Source organism: Acinetobacter lwoffii (genome assembly GCF_024129855.1).
Lineage (GTDB): Bacteria > Pseudomonadota > Gammaproteobacteria > Pseudomonadales > Moraxellaceae > Acinetobacter > Acinetobacter lwoffii_L.
The window spans coordinates 10514-35387 of sequence record NZ_JAMXXC010000013.1; the positions used below are offsets into that span (position 1 = coordinate 10514).

Genomic DNA, 24874 nt, shown 5'->3' on the forward strand with positions numbered 1-24874 from the left:
TTAAACCCCGCCATAAATTACTGTGAATGTGCAAGCATCTGTCAGTTCGCTATCACGCTGCTCGAATAGCTGCCATGCACCGTATGGAATTTCCCACTGTTTAAGCGGTTTATTCCAACAAGCGGAGGCATTGCTAAAACGCTTATTGTACTTCGACCAATGATCAGGTTTAGCATAACTTGTCGCATTTTGAATCTCATCCGAATATTCCCGGAATTTTTCACGATACGGCAAAGTATTAAAGCCGTTAGTCTCCACACGGATGATTGCAGTTTTTGGAATAGCACCAGGCTCTATATCCGGCTCATGGATCGTCACATCAATCGGCTGAGGCTCTTGTACTTCCGGCGCATTAATCGCTTGAGCTGCTTTCTCAATTGCCAGAATTTCAGCTTGTTTAGTGCGATAGATATTACTCACCTCATAAACGCGATCTACTACGTCCAGCATGATTGACGTATCCGGCTCCATATCATGAATAAACGGTGTAAATTCATCACATACCACCTGGGCCAAAGCTTCACGGAATGCAGCCACCGTCTCAAATTTTGCCCGGTCAATAAAGGTAAATAATCGATCCTTAGCATCACCCTCTCGAATGTAATTCGCTAACGCAACAGACAGTTTAAAAGATACCGGAAGATCAGAAACACTGGCCTTAACGTTATTGGCTAAACAAAAGTCACGAATCACTTCGGTTTTATTACCAATGGTCGGGCGATTTTTGGTAATTAAATGCTCATTTTCAGCCAATACATAGAAATGATATTTCGTATGTCTCAATACGATTTCTGATTGCTGTTTAACAACTGCTTTCTCAAAATCGCTCAATTTATCTGGCTCATGTGCATTCATCACGTATGGGTAATAGTGGCCCTGCAAGTAGCTGTTAGCGTACTCAAAAGCGATTTCGATAATACCCTTACGATATTTCAAAATATCCGGCATAACATCACTAAATAGGTTGCCTTCTTTAGTGGAAACGGTGCCTACCAATGAATCTTCATATTCAGCCAGGGCAATGCAGCACTGCGTATATAAAGCAGAATCAGGATAAGCCACGCTGTACTCAGGTTGATCTACAAAATCATAGTTAAATTCAGTATCGGTCCTTTCACCATTGATCAAGCCCTTAATTTTAGAACCATACTGATTTTCTTGTGGCACACCTGTAAAGTAATAAACCGCTTGTTTAGGGTCATTGTTTTTCACCAGGAAACAAGACTTTGAAAATAAAACACCGGACGGGCTAATCTGGCCATTTCGATCTTCACCGATAAAGTCATCAATCACGCGCTCATTGATTGAATTATCAACCTTCGCACGTTCTTTAAATTGCTTCACCGTTTCACGGATCAAGCCAGCTGCAGAATCAACCTCAAAGCTCCACTCATTGTAAAGTTCTGAGCCTTCCACTTCCTCCTTAGCCTTCACTTTTACGCCATAACGCACACCATCTTCATGATCATAAAAAGTATCTGTAAGTGTGGCCTTAGAATGTGGCTGTTCAGCACGTTCACGGAACTTTTTATTGATCACATACGCTGCTTTATCTGGTGCAATTTGCTCAAAGTTGTAATTTGCAACTACCGCATTTACCGCCCCGGCAATACGAGCCATTAGCTTATTCGCCTGGCGCATTTCGTTTTCAAGCTTGAGTTTTGATTTCTCAATATTGTTCAGTTTGGCTTGTACGTCCTTCACTGAGCCACTACTTGCTACGATTTCAGCTAGATCAGCTTTAAGATCATTTTCTTTTTTGATTAAACGTTCCAGCTTGCCGACACTTGAGGCGGTTTGCATCAAAGCATCAAAGTCACGTTTAACCCATCCTGAAAAATCCTTGTTCTTATCAAGAAAGTCTTGTTGCTGTTTTGCCGTCTCAAGTAATGCTTTTTGACGCTCCACATTTTCCTTTTCATGACGCATTTTTTCATTACGTGCAATTTCGGCTTGCATGGCTTCTAAAGCATCACCGCCCGCAAATTCAGCCAGCGCCCGGATCTGCTCATTGGACATACCGCCTACAATCTTAATGCTCTCAGAACCTTGGCCGTCCATCAGCTCACCGATCCAGTCAGCTTTATTGTTTACCAGGGTGCGCTTAGCTGCATCAAAAGTACCTTGCGCGTCATAATGATACACAGTTACTTTTTCTGTCTTGTTGCCCTGTCTCACACCGCGACCGTTACGTTGTTGCAAGCTATCCGGGGTCCAGCCAATTGTGTAGTGATGAATTGCCTGAGTACCGATTTGCAAGTTAATACCGACTTCGGCCTTCTTGTTGGCAATGATGATGCGATAGTTATCTTCACCATAATCATTGAAGTTATTTTGAATCTCCAAAATTTCAGCTGCATCATTATTTCGCTGTCCGGTCACAATAGCGATCTGGCTTGCTGAAACACCTAAATGCTTAGCGATCAACTTACGCATTTTGTTGTGGATACCCAAAATGTCACAGAAAACAATCTGTTTCGCATACGGCGCTTTTTCACCTTGAGCATTCACACCGCGAACATGCGAGTTTTCACGCTTGAGGTTATCGATCATAGCGGCCATTTTTGGAGACATGACGCAATCCAGGCCTAGTCCGTGTTTTTCGGCCAGCGTCTCGAATGCTTCTTGTGTTTTCCAGTCGGTAGAATCCAGGTAAACATTGGCATTATCAGCCCAGGCGCGAACCTGAATTGTATAAATCGCTGTTTCCTCACCTGTATCCTTGTTCTTCTTGATCTTTAAGGAGTAATCGCTTTCTTGAGTATGCGGGCTAATACGGCCACGGTCCTCTTTAGGTCGCTTCTTATCCCACTCAGCTAGAACCTTATCAAGTGCCTCTTTTTGGTCCTGGCCAATCACGTACTTGGTGTATTGCTTATCCAGGTCAGGATCGGCAATTAACATCGTCATTTTATTGATCAAGTTAAATGGATGCGCGATTACATCGTCCTTTTCACCAAATTGCTGCTTAACGTAATCATACGCCGCCACACCTGGGCCAAATGGCAAAGCACGGTCACGGATCAGGTCCATAGCATAGCGATAGGCATTCTTATAAGTATCCAGCTTATCCTGGGAATACTTATCAAGCGTTACTATCGTTTCTTGAGTATCTTCATCTGGTACCACGATTTGCGCGCCTACATCATCGGCGGTTTTAATTGTGGCCACATCAGAAATAAGATTGCGTAACATTGCCGGGTTACTTAGGCCTTTAAAGATACGCTTGTTACTCATTTGGCCATCGATAGATTCTTCCTGTTCATCTTCCATGACACATACAGCATTCATGAAGTCATCAGCACCAGATACACCCATAGCTAAACTGTTCACGCGCTCATGGCCAACCGCCAGGCTCATCATTGAATAGACTTCAAGCGGGCTATTGGTAATCGGGGTAGCAGTCAGTAGCAATACGCCGTCTTTACGATCCGACATACCACGGATAAACCAGGCCTTACATTGTGCATCGATACCACGGCCAGACATGCCAGCGGTTGATAGGTATTTACCGCCCTTAAATTCACGCACAGCACTTGAGTTTTTATAAGCATGGGCTTCATCAATCACGATTGAATCAATCCCCAATTGCTCAAGATAAGGTGCCGCGCCTGTCTTTTTCGACAAAATAGCGGTTAGGCCTTCAAGTTTCGCCTGGGTTTTTTCCTCATTTTTACGGCTATCATCTTCCATAAACGAGGCATCAACCGAGCGAATATGATTCTCAAAATGCTCAATAGTTTCAGCCTTTAATTTAATGCGCTCAAAAGCTTCAAAGCTGATAAAAATCTTATTCGGCTTGTTGCTCACAATCGACATTAAATCTTCATCGTAATACTTGGAATCAGCAATTAGGTTGCCATCACCGTTTTCACGCAAGCCCACAAACAAACAATCATCAATCGTTTTATATGCCCGCAATGCTTCTTTACGCCAGTTTGATAGCACCGATCCTGGGACCACAAACATAGTGCGCTTTTTAACGCCAATAGACTGCACGTATTGGACCGATGCAAGTGCCGTAAAGGTTTTACCTAAGCCCACATCAAAGCCATTGATACCGCTGAAATCACGCGACATTTTACGCACGAAAGCGCGTTGATACGTGTGCAATTTAAGCTCTGGATTCATACCTTGAACAATCAAGTCCTTAGTATCTTCAAGCTGCTTAAAACGCATGTTTTTAGGATCGTTTGCCGTACTTTCTAGGCGGTTAGTAATCCTGGTATTAGAACGCACATAGCTATTAAATTTATCGTTGGTTTTGTTGATAAAGCTTCGGAGTTCTTCGAGCTGCTTTTCCTCAGAAATACCTTCGATTTTAATGCCCTGCAAGGAGACATTGCCGTGCTTCAAATAGCTTTCCAGGCGGCCAATGTACTTGGCACGATTGTTTTTATCCTTTTCCGATGAAGTTACGTTGAATGAAATTGTTTTTTCACCATCAACATCAACCACACGCGCACTGGCATGTACGGAACGGCGCAAAAACTCTGCTTTTTCTTCAATCGTCACGTATGGCGAAAATAGGTTGAAGTGCATTTCTTGAACATCGATCTTAGTCACACGTTCAAACGCCGCCTTTTTCTGTGCCAGTAGCTTATTTCGGATTGAATCATTGGCTGCATTTTCAATTGCCGGATCGATCCGCTTTAAAAACTCACCCAGGTTGCCAACATAGTAATCATCAGAACGACAGATTTTATTGCCATCATCAGATAGGCAGTATTCAGGGTCCTTAAATGGGTCAAAGTCTGGACCAAGTGAGGCTCTAGCCTGTTCAACAGTGAACCACGGCGATTTATTCACATAAATCACGCCGTCCAGGCTTGCGTCCGGGGTCATTTCAACTTCTGTTACCTGGCGAATTTCACCAAGCCAAATTGAGCTAAATCCGGTCCCTTTCTTGTAATGCTTTTTGTATTCCAGGATTGCAAGCTTCGCTTCACCTTCAACACCTTTCACTTTATTGGCATCTGAGGCGTAACGCTCCATTTCAGCCGATAGATCCTGGTATTTCTCTTTGAAGTTGGTGCCTGAATCTAGCCCTTCCTCATCCATGATCTGCTTTACACACATACCAATCAGGATTGGCTTGTAAAGCTGCTTGCGTTGGTCCAGGGTTTTACCACCCGCCAAAGCAACACGCATTTGACCCATCCACGGCGGCATATCCAGCGCCATAGACATTTTTTTCATGTGGTCGGCTAATTCATCGACCTGTTCAATCGTAATATTGGAAACAAAAGCACTGTATGGGTCCTGTGCATCACTTAGCAGGTCCATTTTTGCGTTGTTTTCAGGGCTTGGATTCAATACGACCCAGTTACCATTCACCAGCTGCAAAGTCTGGCCACGTTGGGTAATGGTATCGCCTTCATTGTAAGAAATTGGGAAAGCTTCGGTTTCATCCAGCAAAGCCCAGTCAATACGGGTTTTCGGCAATTTGTGAACCAGCATACGCTTAGCGATTGCCAAAATATCTTCACTAGAAGTTAGTTGATCACGCCCGTATTTATCGCCTTCCTCTGCTTTGATGAAGTCATCACCCAGGACGCGCTTTTTACCTTCGCTGGTTTCAAAGTATTTGCCATCAACAAATGAATCCCATAGCACTTGAGCATCAGAAAGCGTCTTAGCTTCACCACCAGAATAGAGGTCGCTGACCTTCTCTAAAGCCGCTTTGCTATGTTTGCGGTAGAACATCACACAAGTAATGGTATCTGCTGCTGCAGCGCCAAATACTTTGTTAGGCAAGCGATACGCTCCCAAAAATTCACCCAGTAGGCTTGAATCCTGGCGCAATGCACGTTCTTTACTTGATTTGCCTGTCATGCAGCGATCCGGTACCAGGAATGCAGCCAAGCCACCGCCTTTAAGCTTTTCCAGGGAACGCATGATGAAGTAATACTCAAGACTAGCTTTCTGGTATTTTTCATCGTATTTGAAGTTACGACCGCGATTGCTACCAAATGGAACGTTAGCCACAATGGCATCGTATGATTCATCTGGTGTACGTGATGCTACACTTTCAAAATTACTTACACGCACGTTATAGCTGTCTGATTCATTAATCAGCTTATTGATCGTGCCGCTAGTCTTATCCAGCTCTACAGCATCAATAGCCGCATTTAATGGTGCAGTAGCGCCAAAAATACCTACACCAGCGCATGGGTCCAGCACTTTACCGCCACCAAAGCCCATGTCATTTAGAACGTCCCAAATACCAGAAGCAATAGGCTTAGGCGTGTAATACTCATAGTCTGAGCCGCGCATACCTGTTTCCACATCGAGCAAGTTGCCGCCGTTCCCGGTGTATCGGCCTAAAATGTCTTTTTGCTCATCGGTAATGGAATCTAAAGTGATTTCACCCGCATTGTATTGGCGCACCAATTCCACCGCCGCAATGTTGTCCTTTTGGCGCTTGTTCTTTGTGTTGTTTTGCTGGAAATTGTAGTGCTGATCCGTCTTTTTACGTGGTTTTGACAATGGAATTGCTGGATCATCATTAATTTGTAATGAAACACCGCCGATATTGCCGCCTAATTGCTTCAAATCCGCAATTAAGTGATTACCACGTGTGATAGTGCCAATTTCAGACAAAAGGCCTTCTAGGCTATTTTGTGGCGTTTTGAGGCTATCAACAATATTTTGCAGCTTGCTAGTAAGCTCAAGCGCCTGTGTGGTCAATTTAGGATTGCCAGCATCATCGAATAAAATGCCAAACATTAAGCGTTACCCCATAAAAATTGAGTGGATGCAGCAAGCAAGGCTTCGCGGTATGCAGCAACGGCTTGTTGCACATACGAAAGGAATGCCGAGTTTTCTGAATTTCGGTTAAGAATGTCTGTCATGCGATTGCCAATATCGGGGTCATTCATATTGGGTAATTCGCGTTTAATTACAGACTGCAAATACTGGTAATCAGGATTCGATTCATCAGTTTTAATTTTGGGAAAAGCTTGCCCTAGCAAAGCCAGTGCCTCTTTATTCCAGCGTAAAACTGCCATCGTGGTTTTAGTGGTTGCTTTTTCTGCGATTAGCTTTAAAGCCTTTCGGGTCAAAGCGAGTGATTGAAGGCTTTTCATCACTACTCCATACAAGTGAAACAGCTTGTATGTTGGTAGATAATTTTTCTTATTTTCTTTTGTTTTTCCTATAAAAAAGGCCTTTCACTTGGAAGGGCCTTTTTTGGTTATTTTTACTACTAAATCATTCTCAGTTCTTCACGGTCAAAGTCATCAGTAATGGAAATTTCAAGATCCGGACGGTTGCCATACAGCATGAGGTCTCCCGGCTCCAACCGTGCCAGCTCTAGCGGATGGCCATGCTGCTTAAATAGCTTATGCAAGTTACCCTCAAAGTAGCCAATTGCCTCAAGCCAGGGACCGCACAATTCACAGTTTTTAGCATCATCTGGAAAGACAGCAAAGAATGAGCCTTTAGGTGTATGCACTTTTAACGCCGTTGTATTTATATCCATCATCTAGCCCTGTAAATATTGTCTTTTGAGATTATCTAAGCTTTCAAATGAGGTGAAGCCCTCACCGATTTCGCCAGAAGTATTAGGGATACTATACCCGCCAACCTTGTGCAAATCCATTGATAAAGCTAACACTTTGATCCGGTCAAGGTCCTGTGTTTGGATGGCTAAAGCAACTTCCTCCTTCACGCCGTAACCATAAGCAAAATAAGTGGTATATCGGCCCTCTGCAATTGCCTCCCTGACATGCTCATAGTTTCCAAAGTCTAAAGCGAATACACCCTTCATGGCACGACCACGGAAAGATCTATATTTCACCTTACCACTTTTAAGAAGGACCAATTCGCGGCCATTTGGCAATGTTAAGGTGCCATAAAATTTAGACTTCCATTCACTAAAGAATCTAGTGGCATCAGGATCGGTAAAGTCAGCCTCAGTGACATTAACTGTGGTACTGAATTTCACCAGGCCCGCCAGCTGTTCAAAAACCTCTTGATACTGTTCAGTCCTGAGATTATCAATATCAGCGTTTATGTTAAGGATGCTATCTCTTAATTGTTGATTAATAAGATCCACTTCTTGCTTTGTCTGCATCAATGCGCCTGTGACAAATTCAATAGTTTTAGGGTCTTTCAACATGGTATCGAATAAGACTGCATCATCATACAGAACCTCAACACCCATAGAGAAAACCTCTGTGGACCCATGATCATAGATCTTGGCAACATAGTGATTAAACATATCTGTCTTATATGCCTTTTCACTAGCTGCAAAGCCCTTATTTTCGGTCAGATTGCGTAAGCGGTGTACCAGTTTTCCATCAAGCGATCTGGATTTAATGTACTCTTGAGCAATAACACGCAAGTTATCATCAGATTCCAAATGATGCGCCAATTCATGCCATAATACCCGCTGGCTAAAGTCATTATCCAGCATGATAAAACCCTCAGTTGCATGGGTCGTTGTGCCGCTGGCATAAGCTCTCTGGTGATTTTTGGTATCAATCTTAATTTTACCCAGGCGGCCATTAGTAATAACAAAAAAGTCTTTTAGATCCTGGTGAAACTTCTCAGGCGTAATGCCATTCTTTTTCATCTTATTGATCACAGCTTGAGTGATAGTCACCTTTTCTGCAATCCACTTTTCGGCATCTTCCTGGGTCACGGTCGACTGATCAATGACAGCATTTTTAACCGCCCTGGCCATTGCGATTTTTTCAGCTGCGATACGATTTTTTTGGGCCTGGTAGTTGGCCTCTAGGTCATCAAAAAGACTGGCTTTAAGCTTTTTATATTCTGCATCAGCATTTTGCTGCAAAACATTCAATTCAGGCGCGTATTTTTCCCGGATAGTCTCTCGTTGTTCCAGGGTCAAACCTTCCTTTTCCAGCTCATCAAACATTTGCTCACGCAAATCAAGAAAGGGCTTTCTAATCGAATCATGCTTTTCAGATAAAACCTTCCAGGCGGCGCTATACTGTGCATTGTAAGCTGTAGTATTGCGAGCTTCTTCATCAATTAGGGACCGTGCTTTTTCTGGATCAAACATTCCCTTAATTTTTGAATTTTCAACCGTATGCTTAACCAGGCCAGTGATAAGGCTGGCATTTTCAGCGATCTTAGTAGCAACCTTATTGCGCTCATAGCCCATACTGACCATACGAGTAGCATCAAGATTTATTGCGGCGGTTTGCACATCAATAAAGTTTTTCAGTCTAAGTAATTTTTTAGCCTTTTCCGCTTCATCTGTCTCATCTTCAAACGCTTTAATCTGGTCCTTAAAAAAGGAGAACATAGAAGTATTTGAGGTTAATAAGATTTCATGCGCTGGCAGATTTTGACCCGCAATTAAAGCGCGCAAGGTATTGATCTTTTTCTTTAAAAGAAGGCTATTCTTTTCAGAATTTTGCTCTTTGGTCATGTCTTTGGCCGTCAGCAAGTCAAAGCAATAACCCAGTCGGCTTTTAACCGCTTTGTAGTCATTATTAAACATTCTTTAACTCCAATTCAGCCCAACGGGAAATAGCTTTGTGCGTCAGACTTCCCGCCTTATCGTTAAACACATTGTCTGCGCTCAATTCATCTAAATTACTATCCATCATGGCCCATAATGAATAGAGGGTTTCATGGTCATAAGCACCCTGGCCAATCTTTTTCAGGATTTCTAAAGATGGGTGCAAGACTTCATTAATGGACCCCAGTAGAGCAGCTGCTCTTTTGGTCCAGCTCATGATTTCAGTTGTTTTTTTCAGATTGGGTTTTTCAGCAATCAGACCCATGGCCGCCCGGCTGTTTTTAAGTGCTTCAAGTGGGGAAACACTGTCAAGGACAGCAAAACGGCTATGAGGCTGATCACCCCATAGCAATTGATTCATTTTTTACCCCTGGCTTACCATGTCTTGAAGCTGTTTAAATGCAACCTCTTGAACCGCTTTAGCTGCCTTATTCACAGTGATAGCAAATTCACTTGTTTCATCATCACCCAGGCTTTCAGCAAGTTCTGTCAATCGGTCCAGTGATTCATCATTTGTATGATTACCAGGATTGGCAATTACATCATTTAAGAAAGTATTAATTTCATCATCCCCTGTATCTGGATCTGGGTCCACGATTGGATCTGTATTCAAACTTTTTTGATAAGCTGTATATTCACCACCTAGTTTCTGCCATTCAGATTCTAATTGTTTGCCTTTTGGAGTAAGTAGCTTATAAATGGAATTTGTCTCATTTGCTATTTCTTGAATAACATCCCGATCCTTAACCTTAGCTGCTCTAAACAATGTATTAAATGCTGCAATCACCTGATCATGCTCAGACTTTAGTGCCTCTAAATCAGCCTGATAAAGCTCTCTAAACTGATCTACACTTAAATCTTTAACATCATTTAAAGTTGTTCTCATAACCCATGATTGTTGGCTAAAAGTCTTTAGGTTTTCTGCTAATTGAATGGCATTCTGCTTATTCGCCATAGATATATCTAATGGGTCACTCCCATTAACTACAATTGGCTCTGGTTGTGCTGGTAGACCCATATTCACACGATCCGCATATTGCTCTGCGCTCAAGGTCAAAGTATCAGACATAAAGAATCCAATATCCTTCCCATCAGGACCGTTTAAAGTGTAATGAATGCCTACCAGGTTAGCGCCCGCACCCGCCTGTTTGAAATGAGGAATTGCGGTATATCCGTTTTTGCTCAAGTCACGGCCTTGCTCACCTTCCCAACCCAGGTCACGTAAAGCATTTCGCACATCAATAAAACGGTTTTGGAAAAACGCATCTAGTTGATCCTGGAACATTTCAAGATCACCGTTTTCTTTAACCAGGGCATAATTTTCAGGAGTAGTCGGATCAAAGTCATCAGGATATTTTGATTCCGGTGCAGCTGGTTTTGGCTTCACAGTGCCGCTTTCAATCAACCAGATACCAAAGTTCATTGGGATCTTGCCTAGTTTGCTGCTCAAAGTGTGCTTATCATTCATCAAAGACACTTCATCCTTGCCATTCACGCCCACTCTAGCACCTTCACTTTTGGCAAGTGAAATTACAGTTTCAGCAACAGTGACACGCGCACCATCCAGATCATAGGCTGCACGTGATAGAGATTTAAGCACTTGGCCACGCTTTAACGGGGTAAATGTATCAAGGTAGGCTTTTAACTCAGGTAGCTTTTCCTCTAGCTCTGGCTCTTTGGTTAGCTCTGCAATCAGGCGCTTAAATACAGGTACAAATTGGCTATAGGAGGTCGGTGCATCAATGCCTCTTTCCTGTGTGGTCCCTGTTTCGCCTCTGTAGATAATGGCATTACCCGCTGCATCTACACTTACCCTAGCCATAACAATATCAGTCGGCTTGTATCCAATCTGTGCAGTAATACCTTCAATTGGCGGGTTAGATTCACTAGCAATTGAATCGAACAAGGTGCCACCAGCTGCCGCCGTATGATTAAAGTCACCAAACACTAAAGACAAACTAGATAGTGAATTAACAGCGATTTCAATTTGCTCAATGGTATAAGCAAAGTCAAAAGATTTACCCTTAAATACGCCGCCCTGGATTACATCACCCTCAAGCTCTGGATCATCATCAAAAGCACCCTGAGAAGCAACAAAGTCTAATTCATCTAGTTTTTTAGCAATGAGGGCTTGATTATCTTCACCCTGCAAGTGATCCACTGACAAATGATCACTCTCAAACTGGAAAGTACCATCATCATCAAGCTCAATCGTTACACCGCTACTTGTTCTAGGCGTGGTTACGTTAAAGATTAACGGGGCCAGGCGCTCACATTGCATTTTGAACGTGTTTTGTAGGAGGTTAAGTAGTGAATCGACCGTGCCATTACCATGCAAGGCACTCATCAAGTCCTCTACAATAATCTTAAATTCATCAAATTCAGCCTCAAGGTCACTGGTACCAATGTGCATGGTTTTGGAACCACCGCCCACCGCTGTAATTTCAATGTCACTTTTTACAGTATCGAAACTATTAAAATCCACAACAACATTGGATTTTGCACCAAAGGCATATTCTTCTTTTGATAAAAAATCGTCATGGCCATTTTTCAGTTTCCAGCCACCGCGCACCAGCTTTTCAAATAGCTGCTTGATCATTGGAATATTGTTTTTTTCTTCCTCAATTCGGGCCTGTTCAGCCTTAGCCGCTTCAATCTCTTTTTCCAGGCCTGATAGCGTTTGTTCCAGCTGCTCTACTTCGCCTGTAAGATTCTTAATATTCTCAAGTTTTTCGGCGCGCTTCTGGTTTAAACGGGCAAAGCCTGTGCTGTTTTTATGGGCCAGTTTCATGATACGTCTGCCGACTTCACGAATAGCCAGGTCACGGCCATTTTCAGGCGCTACAACAATCGTAATGTCTTTTTTATTGAGCATCCACTTCCAGGAAATCATTTCATCACTGGCGACCAGTTTGTTAGGCGTTGAATCCGGGTTATGAAATACCACCGATACCGTCTGACCATCGGATAATTCAAATACAGCGGCTACATGCACACTGCCATTTTGCTTAAATGGCTCGGATACCTGGACCGATACAGTTTCCAGGTCGGGAATTGCTTTATCCATCACTAGGCGCAATTGATTCACTTTGCGTTCCAGGCGTGAATATGGTGTAACCAGGGCATCAAATACCGCCATAACGCCGTCTGAATCTTCAATAAAATCAGCCAGGGTCGCACTATCAAAAATCAAGCCCTCTTTATCATTTGAGCGAATCCGGTAAAGCATCTGGTCAATTGTTTGACCGACTGGGTTATTGGCACCATCCCAATTAAATTGCACAGTCATAAAGACCTCTTAACATAGTTAATTTACAAGGCTTTCACCTCACTTAATCAACAATATTAGAGACAAAAAAACGGGCTAAATTGCCCGTTTTCCTGAAAGCTGTTTAAGCTGCTGCTTGGTACTGCATTCGGCCCTTTAATTCATCCATGGTCACACGTTCGATACTGCCAAAACCATCCCATCCGGCTTTGTAGTTTGAGTGATAGATTTCCTTTGCTTCATCTTCACTTTCAGCACCAATGACAACCTTGTGTTCATCAAAAGATCCGTCAAGATCCACCTGGCTAATGATATAGGCATGATCCGGTGCTACTTCCAGATTGTTTTTTACAAAAACGTCCAGCTCATCACCATCCGCACCCATCGAGCCATCAAAATAGCCATAGTGATGCTTCATTGTGATTTTCCATTTTTCGCCGTTTGAATCTTGACCCTGACGGATAGATTCAGCCGGGTTTTCAATAGAAATATTCATCCCGGCAATGGTCATTGCACCCTTTTTATAATTGCCCGCGATTAGATCATCCCAGGCTGGTGCTGGTGTGCGGCTATAAGGTGAAGTGGCCGCTTCATGGGCTTGTTGATCAAATTCCGTGAAAGGATCATTAGCCGCATCGAGCGTTACAGAATCCAGTGTTGCAGACTTGGCAATTTCAGCTTTGATCTGATTAAGCTCTTGCTCTGCAGCTGCTACCGCCTCCTTTAAAGAATCACGCTTTTCAATCAGCAATTTTTCCTTATTTGGCACCGTGGTTTTAATACCATTTGGTAACTTTAACTTTGCTTTGGCCAGCTTTGCCTGGAATGCCGAACGGCCTGATTCCATGGCCTTAGCCAGCTCGGTAATTGCTGCTGTATGGTCATCCTGATTGGTAATTGGGCGCACTTTGCCATTTAACAAAGCCTGGTAAATATCACCAGATTGCTTAATACGGAAAACAATCACCTGGGAATCCGCAAATGTAATGCTTAGCTCACGGTAACTGATCCCTGATGTGCGTTTTACGCTAGGCGATACGTCTACTTGGGCAATTGCAGCCCCGGCCTTTTTAAATGCGTTGGAAACGGCTTTAGTGGCCTTATCCTTGTTGCTGATTTCATCAAAATTAAAAACTATATTTTTACTCACAATACCACCTATTTAGCAGCCTCAGAATCCGCACCCTCTTTAGGTACAAAGTGCTTATGACCCTGAACACTGACACCACCCGCTACTACATCATCCGATGATTCAACAGCACCTTGAATAGACATATTGCCAGTACCAGAAAAAGCCCCCTGGGTAGAAATTGCGGCCGCTACAAGCGCAATCGTACTTGGGTCAATTTTTATGGTACTGCCTCCCACTATTAGGTTTATTGTTGAATCAGCCACTAGCTCAATATTGGCATGGTGCCAGCGCCTAGTACCGCTAGAATTTCCTGTTTTTGGATTTCTCCATCCCGTGATTAAAGCCCGCCGGGTATCTCCTTGAATGAACTCACACCAAACCTTGTCACCTGGTAAAATTTCAATTTCAGTCACATAACCATTTGCGGATTTATCCCCAATCGGGTACTCGATTTCGGCATCGACTTCATCCCCAACCGGGGTTTTAATCATGCACTCTCGACTACCTGGGTCGTACTTTGTAATGACAGCGGGAAACTTGCCAAATACCAGCCCGTTACTTCCTGATTTTTGGCTCATTTATGCAGCTCTCCAAGCCAAAGCTTTGTATATTGCCGTGCCGGATCACCATCGATACCACCACTAAACACGTGTGCTGCAGTAATCACTATCAGCTTTTCATCTGCGCTGACCTGGATAAGATCACCCGCCACAATGTTGTCGTTGTATGAGATTCTTGAGATCTGTTTTAGGATTAAACAGGTACTCATATTTTTAAGGGTTAATGCGTCCTTATTCGGCACAAAACGCGCCGTTCTGGCCTTGTCTTTGTTGCCATAGATAAATTCACCGTTATCATCCACACTGTAAAAAGTCGGGATTTCATGACGTTCCAAAAAGCCACTTTGCACGGTTTCAGCCGCCGTAATAGGTACGTCTGTAATCGCCTCTTGCCTGAATAAGTCATCCAGGCGCATAAAGGACAATTGACCATCACGCCAGCGCATTACACCCGCGCTTTCTTGCAAAATGACGGCGATCTGATAGCTAGGACTGTCCCCAGCCATGCAGTTAAATAAGGGAACGGTTAAGTCACCCTGAATTGAATCTGCTTTACAGCCCAGGGCGCGATAAATATCAGCTAGGGTCGTATTCTTTTTATAAATAGATTTCTCTTTGACATAACAGGCGTTGGTCAGGGAACTTAGCACAGCAATAATTTTTACCACCTGTGCTATGTTCCCGCCCTGGACCCGACCTGAGCTGATTGGCTCACTTTTTAAAATAATGAACTCATCACCATTGGCCGTGTAGACTTTTTTGCCTTGCTCAAAAAACGGCAATACTTCATCTTCTGCACGAATTTCGGCCTCCAAAGTGACAGGTATTGGCACCAAGTCATTTCTAAGAACAAAGCTCTTTAAAAATTGACCATCGACTAGCTGCTTTTCACCGCCATCATCATAAAAAATTTGCATAATCAGCCTTAGTAGATCGGGTAATTAAAACCAAATGGAAAATAAGCATTGACTGAATCGGGATTAGCCGCCTCATCACCGCCTATGGTGAATGCAGCACTAGATGAAGCCTTTTGTGGTAATTCACGTTCATAGTTAGCAATCTCGCCGTTTACCTCTGAGCTATTGCGACCATAACCCGCCACGCCCTGCATCCCTGTAGCCTCTGTTTGCAAAGCGGTTTCACGCTCAACATAGAGCAGAAATAGCGGCTTAATCACCGCCCATTCTGAGATAGATAGTTCAGTAGTCTCGGTAATATCGGCAAGCGAGGTATTCGGACAAGATGCTAGATCCGCATAACCACAGTAGAAGCTCACAGCTGATCTTGCCAAAGCTTCTACTTGGGTTTCATCTAACAACACCGCTACACTTCGTTCCTCTTGGAGAAACTGTTTAACAATGTCATTTAGCTTCATGGATTAGCGGTAATCCTTAGAATTGCCCTCTGTTACATCACCGTAGTAGTGATAGAACATCGTGCCTGAGAAGGTTAAGACTTGAGAACGGTTTTCCCAGTCACGGTCCACTGGGTCCAGCTGGATAAAGCAATCTTCAATGCGCTTGTAGCGTAGGTACTTTTTCGGTGTACCTTCATAAATTTTGGCATTGAAATAGCCACCATCTTTGATGAGGTCGACCAACATTTGATCAATATCGCCCGCTGCTGTTTCCAGGAATGAAATAGCGCCCTGCTGAGCGGTTTTGACTTGTTGAGCCTCCCATACCGTGCTGCCTAATGGGGTCGGGACTTCAATTTCACCACCAGTTGTAAGCACTGGCCACGGGCATTGTTTCGTTAAAAGGAACATGCCCTCATAACCTTCAATCTCAATGGTGAAGTCGGAGTTAATGGCCTTGCGACCCAGGGCGCGAGTGGATTCACTAAAACCCTTTAAATACTGCGGTGTAGAAACTGTCATGTTGAACAACCTTAAATAAAAAAAACAGCAATGATGCTTATGCACATCATTACTGCCTTTTAAGGAGGGTCATGCTCTAGTTTTCCACATTCGCACTCTGGGCTACCCTGTGTTCAAGCTGGCAATCCACGATTAGATCAACCAATAGAGAACATTGATCACGCTCATGCTTCACCAGAATATAACCCTGCAATAAATCACCATTTACGGCCATTACGGGGTCATTTTTATCGCATCTTGAGATAATTGGACAGGTAATGTATTCAGTCCGGGTTATCACGATTGGCGGGTCCTTTTCCGGCAGTAGCGAACAACCCGATAGCACTGATAGGCAAAGGAGTGTTACTCCAATCATGAAAGGCTTTATCTTCACGTTCTAATATCCTGATAGTTTCTTGTTTCGACAAAAGTTCTTTATTTAAACTGGCTGTTTTTACCTGGTATTTCTGGACCAATTCACGTTCTTGCTGCAGCTGGCCCACCAGGTCGCTATTTGATTTTTGGGCGACTTCCAGGCTTACACGTAAGTCACTAGAAACGCCCTTTTCTATCTCAAGGCTGCGGTCAGATTTAAGCGCCTGATTGGCGTTTCTCTGACCCCACCCATAAAGACAGATAGCAGTAATAGCCAGCACCACAATAGCGGCGCATAACGAGCCTATTAATGCTCTGATCACGGCATTACCACCCTGGCACGGAACCACCCGAAAATAAATTCTTCCTGGCTTTCCCGCTTTTCGGCTAGATCGATATAGCGCGCACCTTGCAAGCTGTTCAGCATTCGCAAAATTACCAGCTCACCATCACGGCCACGTTTGCTTAAAGTCAGCTCTAAGGCCTGTAAAGTTTTTGGACCATACACGCCGTCTACCGTTAGATCCTTATAGACTTTTTGTTGCTGATTAAGCAGATTCAAAACACGCTGTAATAACGGTTTAGCAAAGCCAACACCGCAATTCACGCCTGTATCAAATAGTTCTTCGGCAATGCCTGGACTGATCTTGGCCACCTGGTCGAAACGTGGACCCGTCCAGTAAGTTTTTAGGTAAATGGCTTTTGCAACCGATAGAGGTAGATCACGCATTGCGCCCTTATAACCATGGTCACGGGCCGTTTGAACAGTAATACCGAAATTGGTTTCACCGCCACGATCTTTAGGGTTATTTACATAACCGCCTTCGATTTTAATAAGATCATCAATTGCCTTATCAATATTCATCTTTGCGCCCCAATAATTTAGTAATTCCACGGAATAGCTCTGCCACATTCCCTTGTGCGATAAAGACAAGGATCGTCAAAATGAAGGTGACAATAAGCTCTGAAACAGTCACAAGCTGGCCATTAACCAGGATGGCAATAGCACTCCCCAGGAAATAGCCCACAAAGGCCACTGCCAGGATTGAATAGACCCGCTTGATCCGGTGATGAGTAGAGGTGAAAGCAAGAACACGTAAGCCTATGCAGACTTTCAAGATTGCAGTAAATAACGGGATAAATTCCATCATTGTTTACTCCCCCTTTTGTTCCTTGTCTTTTTTGGCGGCCATACGTTTCTCGATATAGCTATCAATAGCGCCAGCTAAATCAAATCTATAAGCCCAATCAGACAATTTTTTAAGGAAAGGAACACTTACTACTGCGAGTAAGCAACTAACTACTGCAATGCTCTTAATTTCAAATCCAAAGAATTTACTGAGAAAGACATTGATAAGCACCTGGGCATCAGGCGCAAAGAAATAACCACATAGACTTGAAAGGAATAACCCCACAATTTTTAAATACCAAACTGCGTCTTTAGTATGGATGGCCACCACAGCCGCCCCTAAAACCGCCCCGATTAAAGCATCCCCGTTGACGAACGGTAGAAGTGAGGCTAAACCCACTCCCGCCGCCACAGTCAAACCAGATGCACTTGCTGGCTCTGTCATAACAATACCTACATGCTGCTCTATCTGACTTTTGATAGATTAGAAACAGCCTTAACAATTACTCCACAAGCTCGGATCACGCCGTTAATACGATCACCTAAAGCAGCTTGCAACTTCTGCTCTGATTCCTTCACTTTGACCCAATCTTTAAATGCCTTCCCTTCTAAGAATTGGTCGGCCTGGGATTCGGTCAAGTTGAAAGCATCAATAAGACTTGTGTTGGAATATATGCTGATGTTATGAGCCAGAAAGGTGAGATTTTCCACTAAGCTGCTGCGATATTGTTGTGATTGCGGTATGAGCTGGAAATCGGGCATACGGCAAATTTGCCTCCCCCTCTCTCGGCAATACAGCAATACCAACATCAGTAATGGCAATATCAAAGATATGGTTAAAATATTGGTGTGCTTTGGTCAGCAAACCCATAAGGTGTAAAAAGTTGGTTTCAGGTATTTGAGATAACACCACCATGCGCTCAAGCACCTGAGCTTCATAGTTGTGGCTTTCATAATCGAGTGCTGCGCCGTTCGGGATCAATTGACAAGCCATGCAGCCTAAATACCAGTGTGTACGGCTTTCAATGCCTTCGATGGCACCTTCCAGGCGCTCAATGGTTTCAGCCATCACACCCAGTAACGGTACTGCAGTCCAATGATCTTCCTCATATTCACCTAGATCACAAATATCGTGCTGGTATTGCTTTTCGGCTTGAAGATAGTTTGAGAAACGAGCCTCACCGATTGCAAAATCAGGGCTTTCATCCTGTGTGGCCGCAATATAGTGACCAACACAAAGCATTCTTTCTTGAACCGTCCAATGAAGCGGATTCTCAAGACCTTCGACATTTTCAGTAATTGCGTTAATTAAAAAGGTCGTTTGCTGCTCTGCCTGGCTTTCGGGCATATTCGCCAGCTTAATAGCGTTAAGCATGGCGATTTCTTTAAGTGCCAGGGTAAAACGTGCAGTGCGTAAAACCGGGATAAATAACATTAAAAACCTGCTGTACTGTATTTCATCCAGTCATTACCATCGATTGCAGTTAATGTTGAGAATGTCACCGGGATCAACATATTGGTAAAGTTACCATTTACATCAACCGGACTGCCTATCGGCAAGTTAATACTCTCAATCACCAGCGGCCCATAAGTACGGCCCTTATAGGTCAGTGCAACCATTGGCGGGGCTTCGGATGGCATGATTGTCTCGATTAAAGTCTTGCCATTTCCCTGAGCAAAATTCACAGCATTACTTAGCAAAGTGCCTTCTGGCGCAAGGAAATAGGGCAATGACCACTTCATTAAAGTATCAAGTGGATTTTCGACCTCTTTTACTGGATTTTCCCAAGCGCGCAATATCAGATTGCCCTGGATCTTCATAGGCGGCATACCAGAAAACACCTGGGTTGAGTTCAACTTGGTAATACCTGTTCTTCCCCTGGCTTCATCTACCGTATTTTGCAAAACCTCCTTAGTTTTACCGCCAATACTGTCAATAAGTGGCTGGAATGCGCCGGATTGCAGCATAGACATAAGCGCCGGGGCCTTGCTTTCTGCGCCCGCCCCCTCAAAAGGACTTTGCCAGTTCAAGCTTGCTTCAATGGTTACATCTTCTGAAAATGGTGCCTGGATTACTGCGGTACCAGGGATGATATGGCCGTTATGGTCCACCTCATAAATGGTCGCAAGTAAGTTGGGGTTAAGGTTATCCCAGGGACCGGGACCCAGGACCATAGCGGAGGCCTGATTGATCAGTGAGTTAATGCCCAGTGTGGCCAGACCACGCACCCCGCCGACCCCGTTTATTTTGTCCTTAATAAAACTGGTACCAGCTGATTTAGCTGAACTGACCGCCGATGCTGCCTTATCAAATAAAGACATAAAATTCTCCTGAAAAAAAAGGCGAAATTAATCGCCTTTTTTTATGTGTAATGCTGCTTATAGACCCGCGTTTTTGCGAGCTTTAAAGCTTTTTAAACGCCCAGCACGTGCTTTAGCAGAATGCGATTTAAGCTGCATTTTGCGAATCGCTACCTTTTGCTTAGCAGTCAATCGAACTGAGCCAGCAATACGTTTATTAATGCGAACCTTCTTGCCGTGACGGAATGCAGTACGCTTTGCATAGGTCGCATCAAATACAGCCTCTTGATCGTCATCACCAAAAGCAAACTTGGCAATCACCTGATCCGCTGCATCTTCACCTTCCGGCAAGCTGGTTGCTACCAGGTCAATCACGTTGTTGGCTACTGCGTCATCCCAATCATTCAATAATGCTGAAATATCGCTTTCGTCCACGCCCATGCCTTCCAGGTAATCCCATGCAGCACTTAAAGCAGCTTCAACGATTTCCTGTTCATCATCATCAAGCTCACCATCTTTATTAGAATCAGCGATACCAACAAATAGGCCCATTAAGCGGTCGGCCATGGTTTCGCCTGAATCAAGATCATCTGTCTCGATCCACTGGTGAATTGCGGCTACTGCTTGCTGTGCAATTGCAGCCAATTCGTAGCCTTCCGCTGAATCTAAAGCCGCTTGTTCTTTTTCAGTTTTGGCGCTGTCCAGGACAGGTTTAACCGCTGCAGCTGCCCCATTTTCAGGCTTTTTGCCATAGAGCTGAGTGCGTAAAAGATCGGTCAAAGTAGTCATTTAAATGATCCCCCTATTATTTAGACAATGTTTGAGTAGCAAAGATTTGACGCGCTGTACCGTCATAATGCACCCAGTAATTAACGTCCATTTGGTCGTATGGATTGGCTGCATTTGGCTTCACTTCATAACGGAATGAAGCACCGCCCATAGTTGGATCATTTGATGGCGTAATCCATTCAGCCGCTTCTGCGCCTTCTAGGTAGCCTTTCAGCCAGTCGTTCATACGTTTAACGGCGGTTGCCATAGGCAGCTGCAAGTACATTTTTGCAGTACCCGTGACAGCATCATCAACGGAAGTGGACATTTCAGCCACGGCAATCAGTTTGCGTAAGCTGTTTTTTACAGGCGCGCAAGTCAATGAATCACGGAAAACATACAAGCCGCCTGTCTCATAAGATTCATAAATCACCGGGTTAATTTTTGCAGCTGCAAGCTGGTTTAATTCCGGGTTACTTGGCGTGTAAGTTTGCACGATACCTGAGCGATTGACCGGGAACATACGGCCCGCCACTGGGTAGTTTTTAGGAGCAAAACCTTTTGCATTTTTTGCAGCATTACGGCCACATGCAAGACCAATATTCAGGCCAGACGTACCGATATAGCTTTTACCGTTTACGCCGCTTGGATCGTTAGTCTTTAACGGGGTCCAGTACGCATGAATAAGGTGTGATGCTTTGGCACCATACGGATTGATAGATTCAATAAACGCAATAGCTTGTTCTGGCGTTAAGGTCCCATCAATGTCAAAACGTAACTGACGGTTGGTATTGAATGCCAAAGTCATTAACTGACTTAATAGGCCAGGCGCTTTAGTACCACCAGAAGCAATATAGCGATATTGCAGCTGTGTTTTTTCCAGATTTTCACGCGCTTGCACATAAGTTTCAGTAGTGTAATTACCGACCACACCTTCGCTGAAATAGCTAAGTAGATCAGAAGTTGCCCAGCTTGTTTCGCCGTTTTCATCAAAGCCATAGGCTTTAGATTCAGGGGTAATCGATACGCCGACCGATACCATAACTTCAACGTTATCTGTTAATGCTTCGATCACATCAGGCAGATAATCAGAATTGCCGTAATCATCCTGAGATCCTTCGGTTAGTGAACCTGAGAACTCATAAAGCTTTACGCCTTTTGAATCAGACAACATTAAAGTTACATAATCATTTGCCGCCAGCTGGCCGCCTACACGGTTTTCATCAGCATGAATAGACAATCGAATGCCATCGTTAAAACACTCTAAATGCTTAACTGCAATATCGTAGTTTTCAGGGTTTTGTGTAGCCGAAACAGCAAAGCTAATCGCACCTGTATCTTTATCAATAGAGATCGTCATCCACTTGTTTTGAGCATCTGTACCAACCATACGAGTAACTACTGCCTGAGCCGTACCATTGGTCAGTGCTTCTTGCACATGAATCCAGGCCTCATTGAGTGCATTTGCTCTTAAAGTTTCGCCATAACCCAAACGCTTGTAGAAGTTTGAACCATCAACAGAGAAAGCCTTATCAATACGGCCACGTGTAGCGCGCATTGCAATTGCTAAATTTTGATCTGCCGTGCCTGTAGTGGGCATTTCAGAATTATCACCTAGAGGGTTAAGCTGAACGCCCGATTGTTCCCCCAAAGCGCGTACAAAAGAAGTTGTCATTTCACACCTTATTCATTCGTAGTATTTTGTGCTGCCTGGTATGCAGAGATACCGCCAGCGGTTAAAGTCCCGTTTTCACGTAACTGGTTTTTTTTCACTTCAAACTGTGTTTCACCAACAGCTACACGCAAAACGCCGCCTGGCAGTTCTTCAATTACTGTGGCTTTGACTTCAAGATCCTGAGTAGGAGTAGTCTCCCCTGCGCCCAATACGTCAGTTTCAGTGCTTTCTTCGCCGCCTTGTAAAGTAGACGGTGTAACGTCAGTTTCAGTCTGGCCTTCACTTTCTTGAGCATTTTGGTTTTCCAAAAATTCAGGCGCACAAATAGTTGCGATAGCCGTGAAATTGTTTAGTCGTGAGATTTGAGCCAGGCTTGATACCACGCGCTTTAATACGCCAATATCGTTAAATTGAGCTTCTTTGATGCTCATGCCTGGAATGTCTAGGCCCTTCAATTCAGGCAATACCAGACGGGTTACTGTGTGATTTTGAACGCTTAAAGTGCAGGGAAATTCCTCAGCACTAAAAACATTCTCAACAGTTGAACTCGCATCTGTTCTGCTTGAAATTGAAGCGCCAATGTCAATTTTCTTAGTCATTGGCGCACCCAATTAGAACAAGTTAGTTACTGTGATTAGAGCCGCACCCTGAGCAGAATGCTTATGAGGGTTTACAGCTGTGAAGTTACGAGCGTAGTAACCCGCACCTGTTTTCAGGTCAGAGTTAGTTGCTAGAGGGATAACAGTCGGAGCAACGGCATCACCTAAGATGAATGCGTTACGAGTTACGTCACTTGCTTGACCGATACAAAGGATTTCAGCGCCTTCTGCATCTTCATGAACACCGCGAGGCGTGTAGTACACATCGTATTTGCCGAATAGACGGCCAGCACGGTAGATACCAGGACGTGCAGAGATACCGCTAGGCTGCCAAATGTCAGCTGGTAGGCCTTGCATTTGAGCTGCAATCTTTTCACCAACGTATAAATGGGTTACGCCGTGATTCATCGTTAAAAGCGCCATTTTTTGAGAAACAGCACCTAAAGCAGATGAGAAGTCGCGCCAAATATCAGCACGTACTTTGTAATCACCAGCACCAACCCAGTTGAAATCGAAAGTTTCACGGTTACATACCGCGACACGGCGCGCTTTACGGATTACGTCATAATGACGTTCATTTGCAAATTGAGCCTGAATAGCGATCACGCCTTCCGAATATGAATCTAAGCCCAATTCGTTAGCCATTTGAGTACGTGAATCGATTGATTGACGAGTCAAAGCTCTCCATGAGTTCGCAAACAGATCAAAAGTTTCAACGGTTGTGATGATTGAAGGCGTTAGATCTTCTTGACGCTCATAATCAATAAAACCTTCCGCAAGCACTTCAACAGAGGTCGGCAATGCTGGATTAACAGCAAGTGTAATTTCACCGTTATCTGTGTTTACGCTACCGCTGATTGCATAGCTGGTATTGCCAATCGTTACAGCGCCCGCAATCGGTGAATTAACAGACTTCGAGCCAACTTCTTGAGCCGCTTTCAAGCCATTCACATAAATGATTGTTGCACCACGAACCAGTTTTACCGCTTTACCTTCTGGATCACAGGTATCAGCCGTTGCTTGATTTGCAGTGATTTTACCTGTTAAGGCACCACCTTCACCGTGAGTTAAAACGTGATCACGTGCAGAGCTAATATAGCGATCACCAGAATGCGCGCCGTCCAATAAGCTGCTTTCTTTATAAAGGCCGCTTTCAGATCCGGTTACGTGTTCAAGAATCGCTAATTTAGCCTGGTTAGACTTAATATCAGCTGGTAAGTAGTGAACAAATGGGATGGCTTCTGTAGTTGTCGTTAAAATCGCTACAATCGCACGGTTAGACTGGTAAGACTGTGCAGACTGTAGGCTGTTACCTGTAGAATCCAGCGCCGCCTTTTGGCCTTCTGGCGTAGTTGAATAAGCAGAATGTAATGCTTGTTCTAATACGTCAGCTGGCATTGATTGGCCGTGAGCAGCTTCATAAGCAGCAGCACCATCAAGAATAGCGCGTAGGACATAGCCTGATTCTTTGTCGCTTACAGAATCTAATACGCCCTGTAATGTTGCTGGCACTTCGATAGTGTTTTGGCTTAAAGCTTCATTTACAAATGATTCAGCTGCAGCACTATCAAATGTACCTGTAGTTGTCTGAGCGTTGTCTTTAAGACCACTAAGAAAGTTATCAGCTTGAATAGTGGATTGCTTGTGGTATTGACGAGCAGGCATTTTCTTTAAAACTCCAATAAGATGCCGAAAAATTCGGATTACTCATTG

General features: G+C 43.9%; 22 protein-coding genes. All 22 read right to left on the bottom strand.

The window, feature by feature from the left end:
• The 22 genes from NI465_RS10510 to NI465_RS10615 all read right to left on the bottom strand — a co-directional run bounded on the left by NI465_RS10510 (position 1) and on the right by NI465_RS10615 (position 24826).
• The gene (locus NI465_RS10510; RefSeq protein WP_253145219.1) at positions 1–6729 is read right to left on the bottom strand and encodes an SNF2-related protein; all 6729 of its coding nucleotides are present in this window, start codon (positions 6727–6729) and stop codon (positions 1–3) included.
• Positions 6729–7088 carry a hypothetical protein gene (locus NI465_RS10515; protein ID WP_200004012.1) on the bottom strand — a complete coding sequence of 120 codons (360 nt, stop codon included), beginning with the start codon at positions 7086–7088 and terminating at the stop codon, positions 6729–6731. The genes NI465_RS10510 and NI465_RS10515 overlap by 1 nt, the downstream gene beginning before the upstream one ends.
• Before the next feature lie 119 nt (positions 7089–7207).
• Positions 7208–7483: a hypothetical protein gene (locus tag NI465_RS10520; RefSeq protein WP_253145220.1), complete on the bottom strand. Its 276-nt coding sequence runs from the start codon at positions 7481–7483 to the stop codon at positions 7208–7210.
• A gap of 3 nt (positions 7484–7486) precedes the next feature.
• Positions 7487–9475: a hypothetical protein gene (locus NI465_RS10525; RefSeq protein ID WP_253145221.1), complete on the bottom strand. Its 1989-nt coding sequence runs from the start codon at positions 9473–9475 to the stop codon at positions 7487–7489.
• Positions 9468–9857, bottom strand: a complete 390-nt coding sequence (locus NI465_RS10530) for a hypothetical protein (RefSeq protein ID WP_253145222.1) — start codon at positions 9855–9857, stop codon at positions 9468–9470. The genes NI465_RS10525 and NI465_RS10530 overlap by 8 nt, the downstream gene beginning before the upstream one ends.
• Positions 9858–9860: 3 nt before the next feature.
• The gene (locus NI465_RS10535) at positions 9861–12785 is read right to left on the bottom strand and encodes a defense against restriction DarA-related protein (RefSeq protein ID WP_253145223.1); all 2925 of its coding nucleotides are present in this window, start codon (positions 12783–12785) and stop codon (positions 9861–9863) included.
• A 103-nt stretch (positions 12786–12888) separates the two neighbouring features.
• Complete coding sequence (locus NI465_RS10540) at positions 12889–13914, bottom strand: defense against restriction DarA-related protein (protein WP_253145224.1); 1026 nt, start codon at positions 13912–13914, stop codon at positions 12889–12891.
• Between the two features lie 8 nt (positions 13915–13922).
• Entirely contained in the window at positions 13923–14387 is a 465-nt protein-coding gene (locus NI465_RS10545) for a hypothetical protein (RefSeq protein ID WP_253145225.1), read from the bottom strand.
• A gap of 83 nt (positions 14388–14470) precedes the next feature.
• A complete protein-coding gene (locus tag NI465_RS10550; protein ID WP_253145226.1) occupies positions 14471–15373 on the bottom strand; it encodes a hypothetical protein in 903 nt (300 codons plus the stop codon).
• Positions 15374–15381: 8 nt separating this feature from the next.
• A complete protein-coding gene (locus NI465_RS10555) occupies positions 15382–15777 on the bottom strand; it encodes a hypothetical protein (protein WP_253145227.1) in 396 nt (131 codons plus the stop codon).
• Between the two features lie 57 nt (positions 15778–15834).
• Positions 15835–16335, bottom strand: a complete 501-nt coding sequence (locus tag NI465_RS10560) for a hypothetical protein (RefSeq protein ID WP_253145228.1) — start codon at positions 16333–16335, stop codon at positions 15835–15837.
• A gap of 76 nt (positions 16336–16411) precedes the next feature.
• Positions 16412–16690 (bottom strand): Rz1-like lysis system protein LysC, encoded by a 279-nt coding sequence (gene lysC, locus NI465_RS10565; RefSeq protein ID WP_253145291.1) that lies wholly within the window; start codon positions 16688–16690, stop codon positions 16412–16414.
• A complete protein-coding gene (locus NI465_RS10570) occupies positions 16599–17012 on the bottom strand; it encodes a DUF2570 domain-containing protein (protein WP_253145292.1) in 414 nt (137 codons plus the stop codon). Before NI465_RS10570 ends, lysC begins: the two co-directional genes overlap by 92 nt.
• Entirely contained in the window at positions 17009–17554 is a 546-nt protein-coding gene (locus NI465_RS10575; protein ID WP_253145229.1) for a glycoside hydrolase family 108 protein, read from the bottom strand. Before NI465_RS10575 ends, NI465_RS10570 begins: the two co-directional genes overlap by 4 nt.
• Positions 17544–17840 (bottom strand): phage holin family protein, encoded by a 297-nt coding sequence (locus NI465_RS10580; protein ID WP_253145231.1) that lies wholly within the window; start codon positions 17838–17840, stop codon positions 17544–17546. Before NI465_RS10580 ends, NI465_RS10575 begins: the two co-directional genes overlap by 11 nt.
• A 3-nt stretch (positions 17841–17843) precedes the next feature.
• A complete protein-coding gene (locus NI465_RS10585; protein ID WP_253145233.1) occupies positions 17844–18263 on the bottom strand; it encodes a putative holin in 420 nt (139 codons plus the stop codon).
• Positions 18264–18500: 237 nt separating this feature from the next.
• Positions 18501–19253, bottom strand: a complete 753-nt coding sequence (locus NI465_RS10590) for a hypothetical protein (RefSeq protein ID WP_253145235.1) — start codon at positions 19251–19253, stop codon at positions 18501–18503.
• Entirely contained in the window at positions 19253–20140 is an 888-nt protein-coding gene (locus NI465_RS10595) for a hypothetical protein (RefSeq protein WP_253145237.1), read from the bottom strand. Before NI465_RS10595 ends, NI465_RS10590 begins: the two co-directional genes overlap by 1 nt.
• 57 nt (positions 20141–20197) lie before the next feature.
• Positions 20198–20908 carry a hypothetical protein gene (locus NI465_RS10600; protein ID WP_200004088.1) on the bottom strand — a complete coding sequence of 237 codons (711 nt, stop codon included), beginning with the start codon at positions 20906–20908 and terminating at the stop codon, positions 20198–20200.
• 16 nt (positions 20909–20924) lie between these two features.
• Positions 20925–22562, bottom strand: a complete 1638-nt coding sequence (locus NI465_RS10605; protein ID WP_253145238.1) for a hypothetical protein — start codon at positions 22560–22562, stop codon at positions 20925–20927.
• Positions 22563–22570: 8 nt separating this feature from the next.
• Positions 22571–23161: a hypothetical protein gene (locus tag NI465_RS10610; RefSeq protein WP_253145240.1), complete on the bottom strand. Its 591-nt coding sequence runs from the start codon at positions 23159–23161 to the stop codon at positions 22571–22573.
• A 12-nt stretch (positions 23162–23173) separates the two neighbouring features.
• Entirely contained in the window at positions 23174–24826 is a 1653-nt protein-coding gene (locus NI465_RS10615) for a hypothetical protein (protein ID WP_253145242.1), read from the bottom strand.
• Between the last annotated feature and the right edge of the window lie 48 nt (positions 24827–24874).

What these genes read in the sequence shown, in the direction of transcription:
- NI465_RS10510 (WP_253145219.1), bottom strand. Translation starts at nt 6,729, where the DNA reads ATGTTTGGCATTTTATTCGATGATGCTGGCAATCCTAAATTGACCACA.
- NI465_RS10515 (WP_200004012.1), bottom strand. Translation starts at nt 7,088, where the DNA reads ATGAAAAGCCTTCAATCACTCGCTTTGACCCGAAAGGCTTTAAAGCTA.
- NI465_RS10520 (WP_253145220.1), bottom strand. Translation starts at nt 7,483, where the DNA reads ATGGATATAAATACAACGGCGTTAAAAGTGCATACACCTAAAGGCTCA.
- NI465_RS10525 (WP_253145221.1), bottom strand. Translation starts at nt 9,475, where the DNA reads ATGTTTAATAATGACTACAAAGCGGTTAAAAGCCGACTGGGTTATTGC.
- NI465_RS10530 (WP_253145222.1), bottom strand. Translation starts at nt 9,857, where the DNA reads ATGAATCAATTGCTATGGGGTGATCAGCCTCATAGCCGTTTTGCTGTC.
- NI465_RS10535 (WP_253145223.1), bottom strand. Translation starts at nt 12,785, where the DNA reads ATGACTGTGCAATTTAATTGGGATGGTGCCAATAACCCAGTCGGTCAA.
- NI465_RS10545 (WP_253145225.1), bottom strand. Translation starts at nt 14,387, where the DNA reads ATGATTAAAACCCCGGTTGGGGATGAAGTCGATGCCGAAATCGAGTAC.
- NI465_RS10550 (WP_253145226.1), bottom strand. Translation starts at nt 15,373, where the DNA reads ATGCAAATTTTTTATGATGATGGCGGTGAAAAGCAGCTAGTCGATGGT.
- NI465_RS10560 (WP_253145228.1), bottom strand. Translation starts at nt 16,335, where the DNA reads ATGACAGTTTCTACACCGCAGTATTTAAAGGGTTTTAGTGAATCCACT.
- lysC (WP_253145291.1), bottom strand. Translation starts at nt 16,690, where the DNA reads ATGATTGGAGTAACACTCCTTTGCCTATCAGTGCTATCGGGTTGTTCG.
- NI465_RS10575 (WP_253145229.1), bottom strand. Translation starts at nt 17,554, where the DNA reads ATGAATATTGATAAGGCAATTGATGATCTTATTAAAATCGAAGGCGGT.
- NI465_RS10580 (WP_253145231.1), bottom strand. Translation starts at nt 17,840, where the DNA reads ATGATGGAATTTATCCCGTTATTTACTGCAATCTTGAAAGTCTGCATA.
- NI465_RS10585 (WP_253145233.1), bottom strand. Translation starts at nt 18,263, where the DNA reads ATGACAGAGCCAGCAAGTGCATCTGGTTTGACTGTGGCGGCGGGAGTG.
- NI465_RS10590 (WP_253145235.1), bottom strand. Translation starts at nt 19,253, where the DNA reads ATGTTATTTATCCCGGTTTTACGCACTGCACGTTTTACCCTGGCACTT.
- NI465_RS10595 (WP_253145237.1), bottom strand. Translation starts at nt 20,140, where the DNA reads ATGTCTTTATTTGATAAGGCAGCATCGGCGGTCAGTTCAGCTAAATCA.
- NI465_RS10600 (WP_200004088.1), bottom strand. Translation starts at nt 20,908, where the DNA reads ATGACTACTTTGACCGATCTTTTACGCACTCAGCTCTATGGCAAAAAG.
- NI465_RS10605 (WP_253145238.1), bottom strand. Translation starts at nt 22,562, where the DNA reads ATGACAACTTCTTTTGTACGCGCTTTGGGGGAACAATCGGGCGTTCAG.
- NI465_RS10610 (WP_253145240.1), bottom strand. Translation starts at nt 23,161, where the DNA reads ATGACTAAGAAAATTGACATTGGCGCTTCAATTTCAAGCAGAACAGAT.
- NI465_RS10615 (WP_253145242.1), bottom strand. Translation starts at nt 24,826, where the DNA reads ATGCCTGCTCGTCAATACCACAAGCAATCCACTATTCAAGCTGATAAC.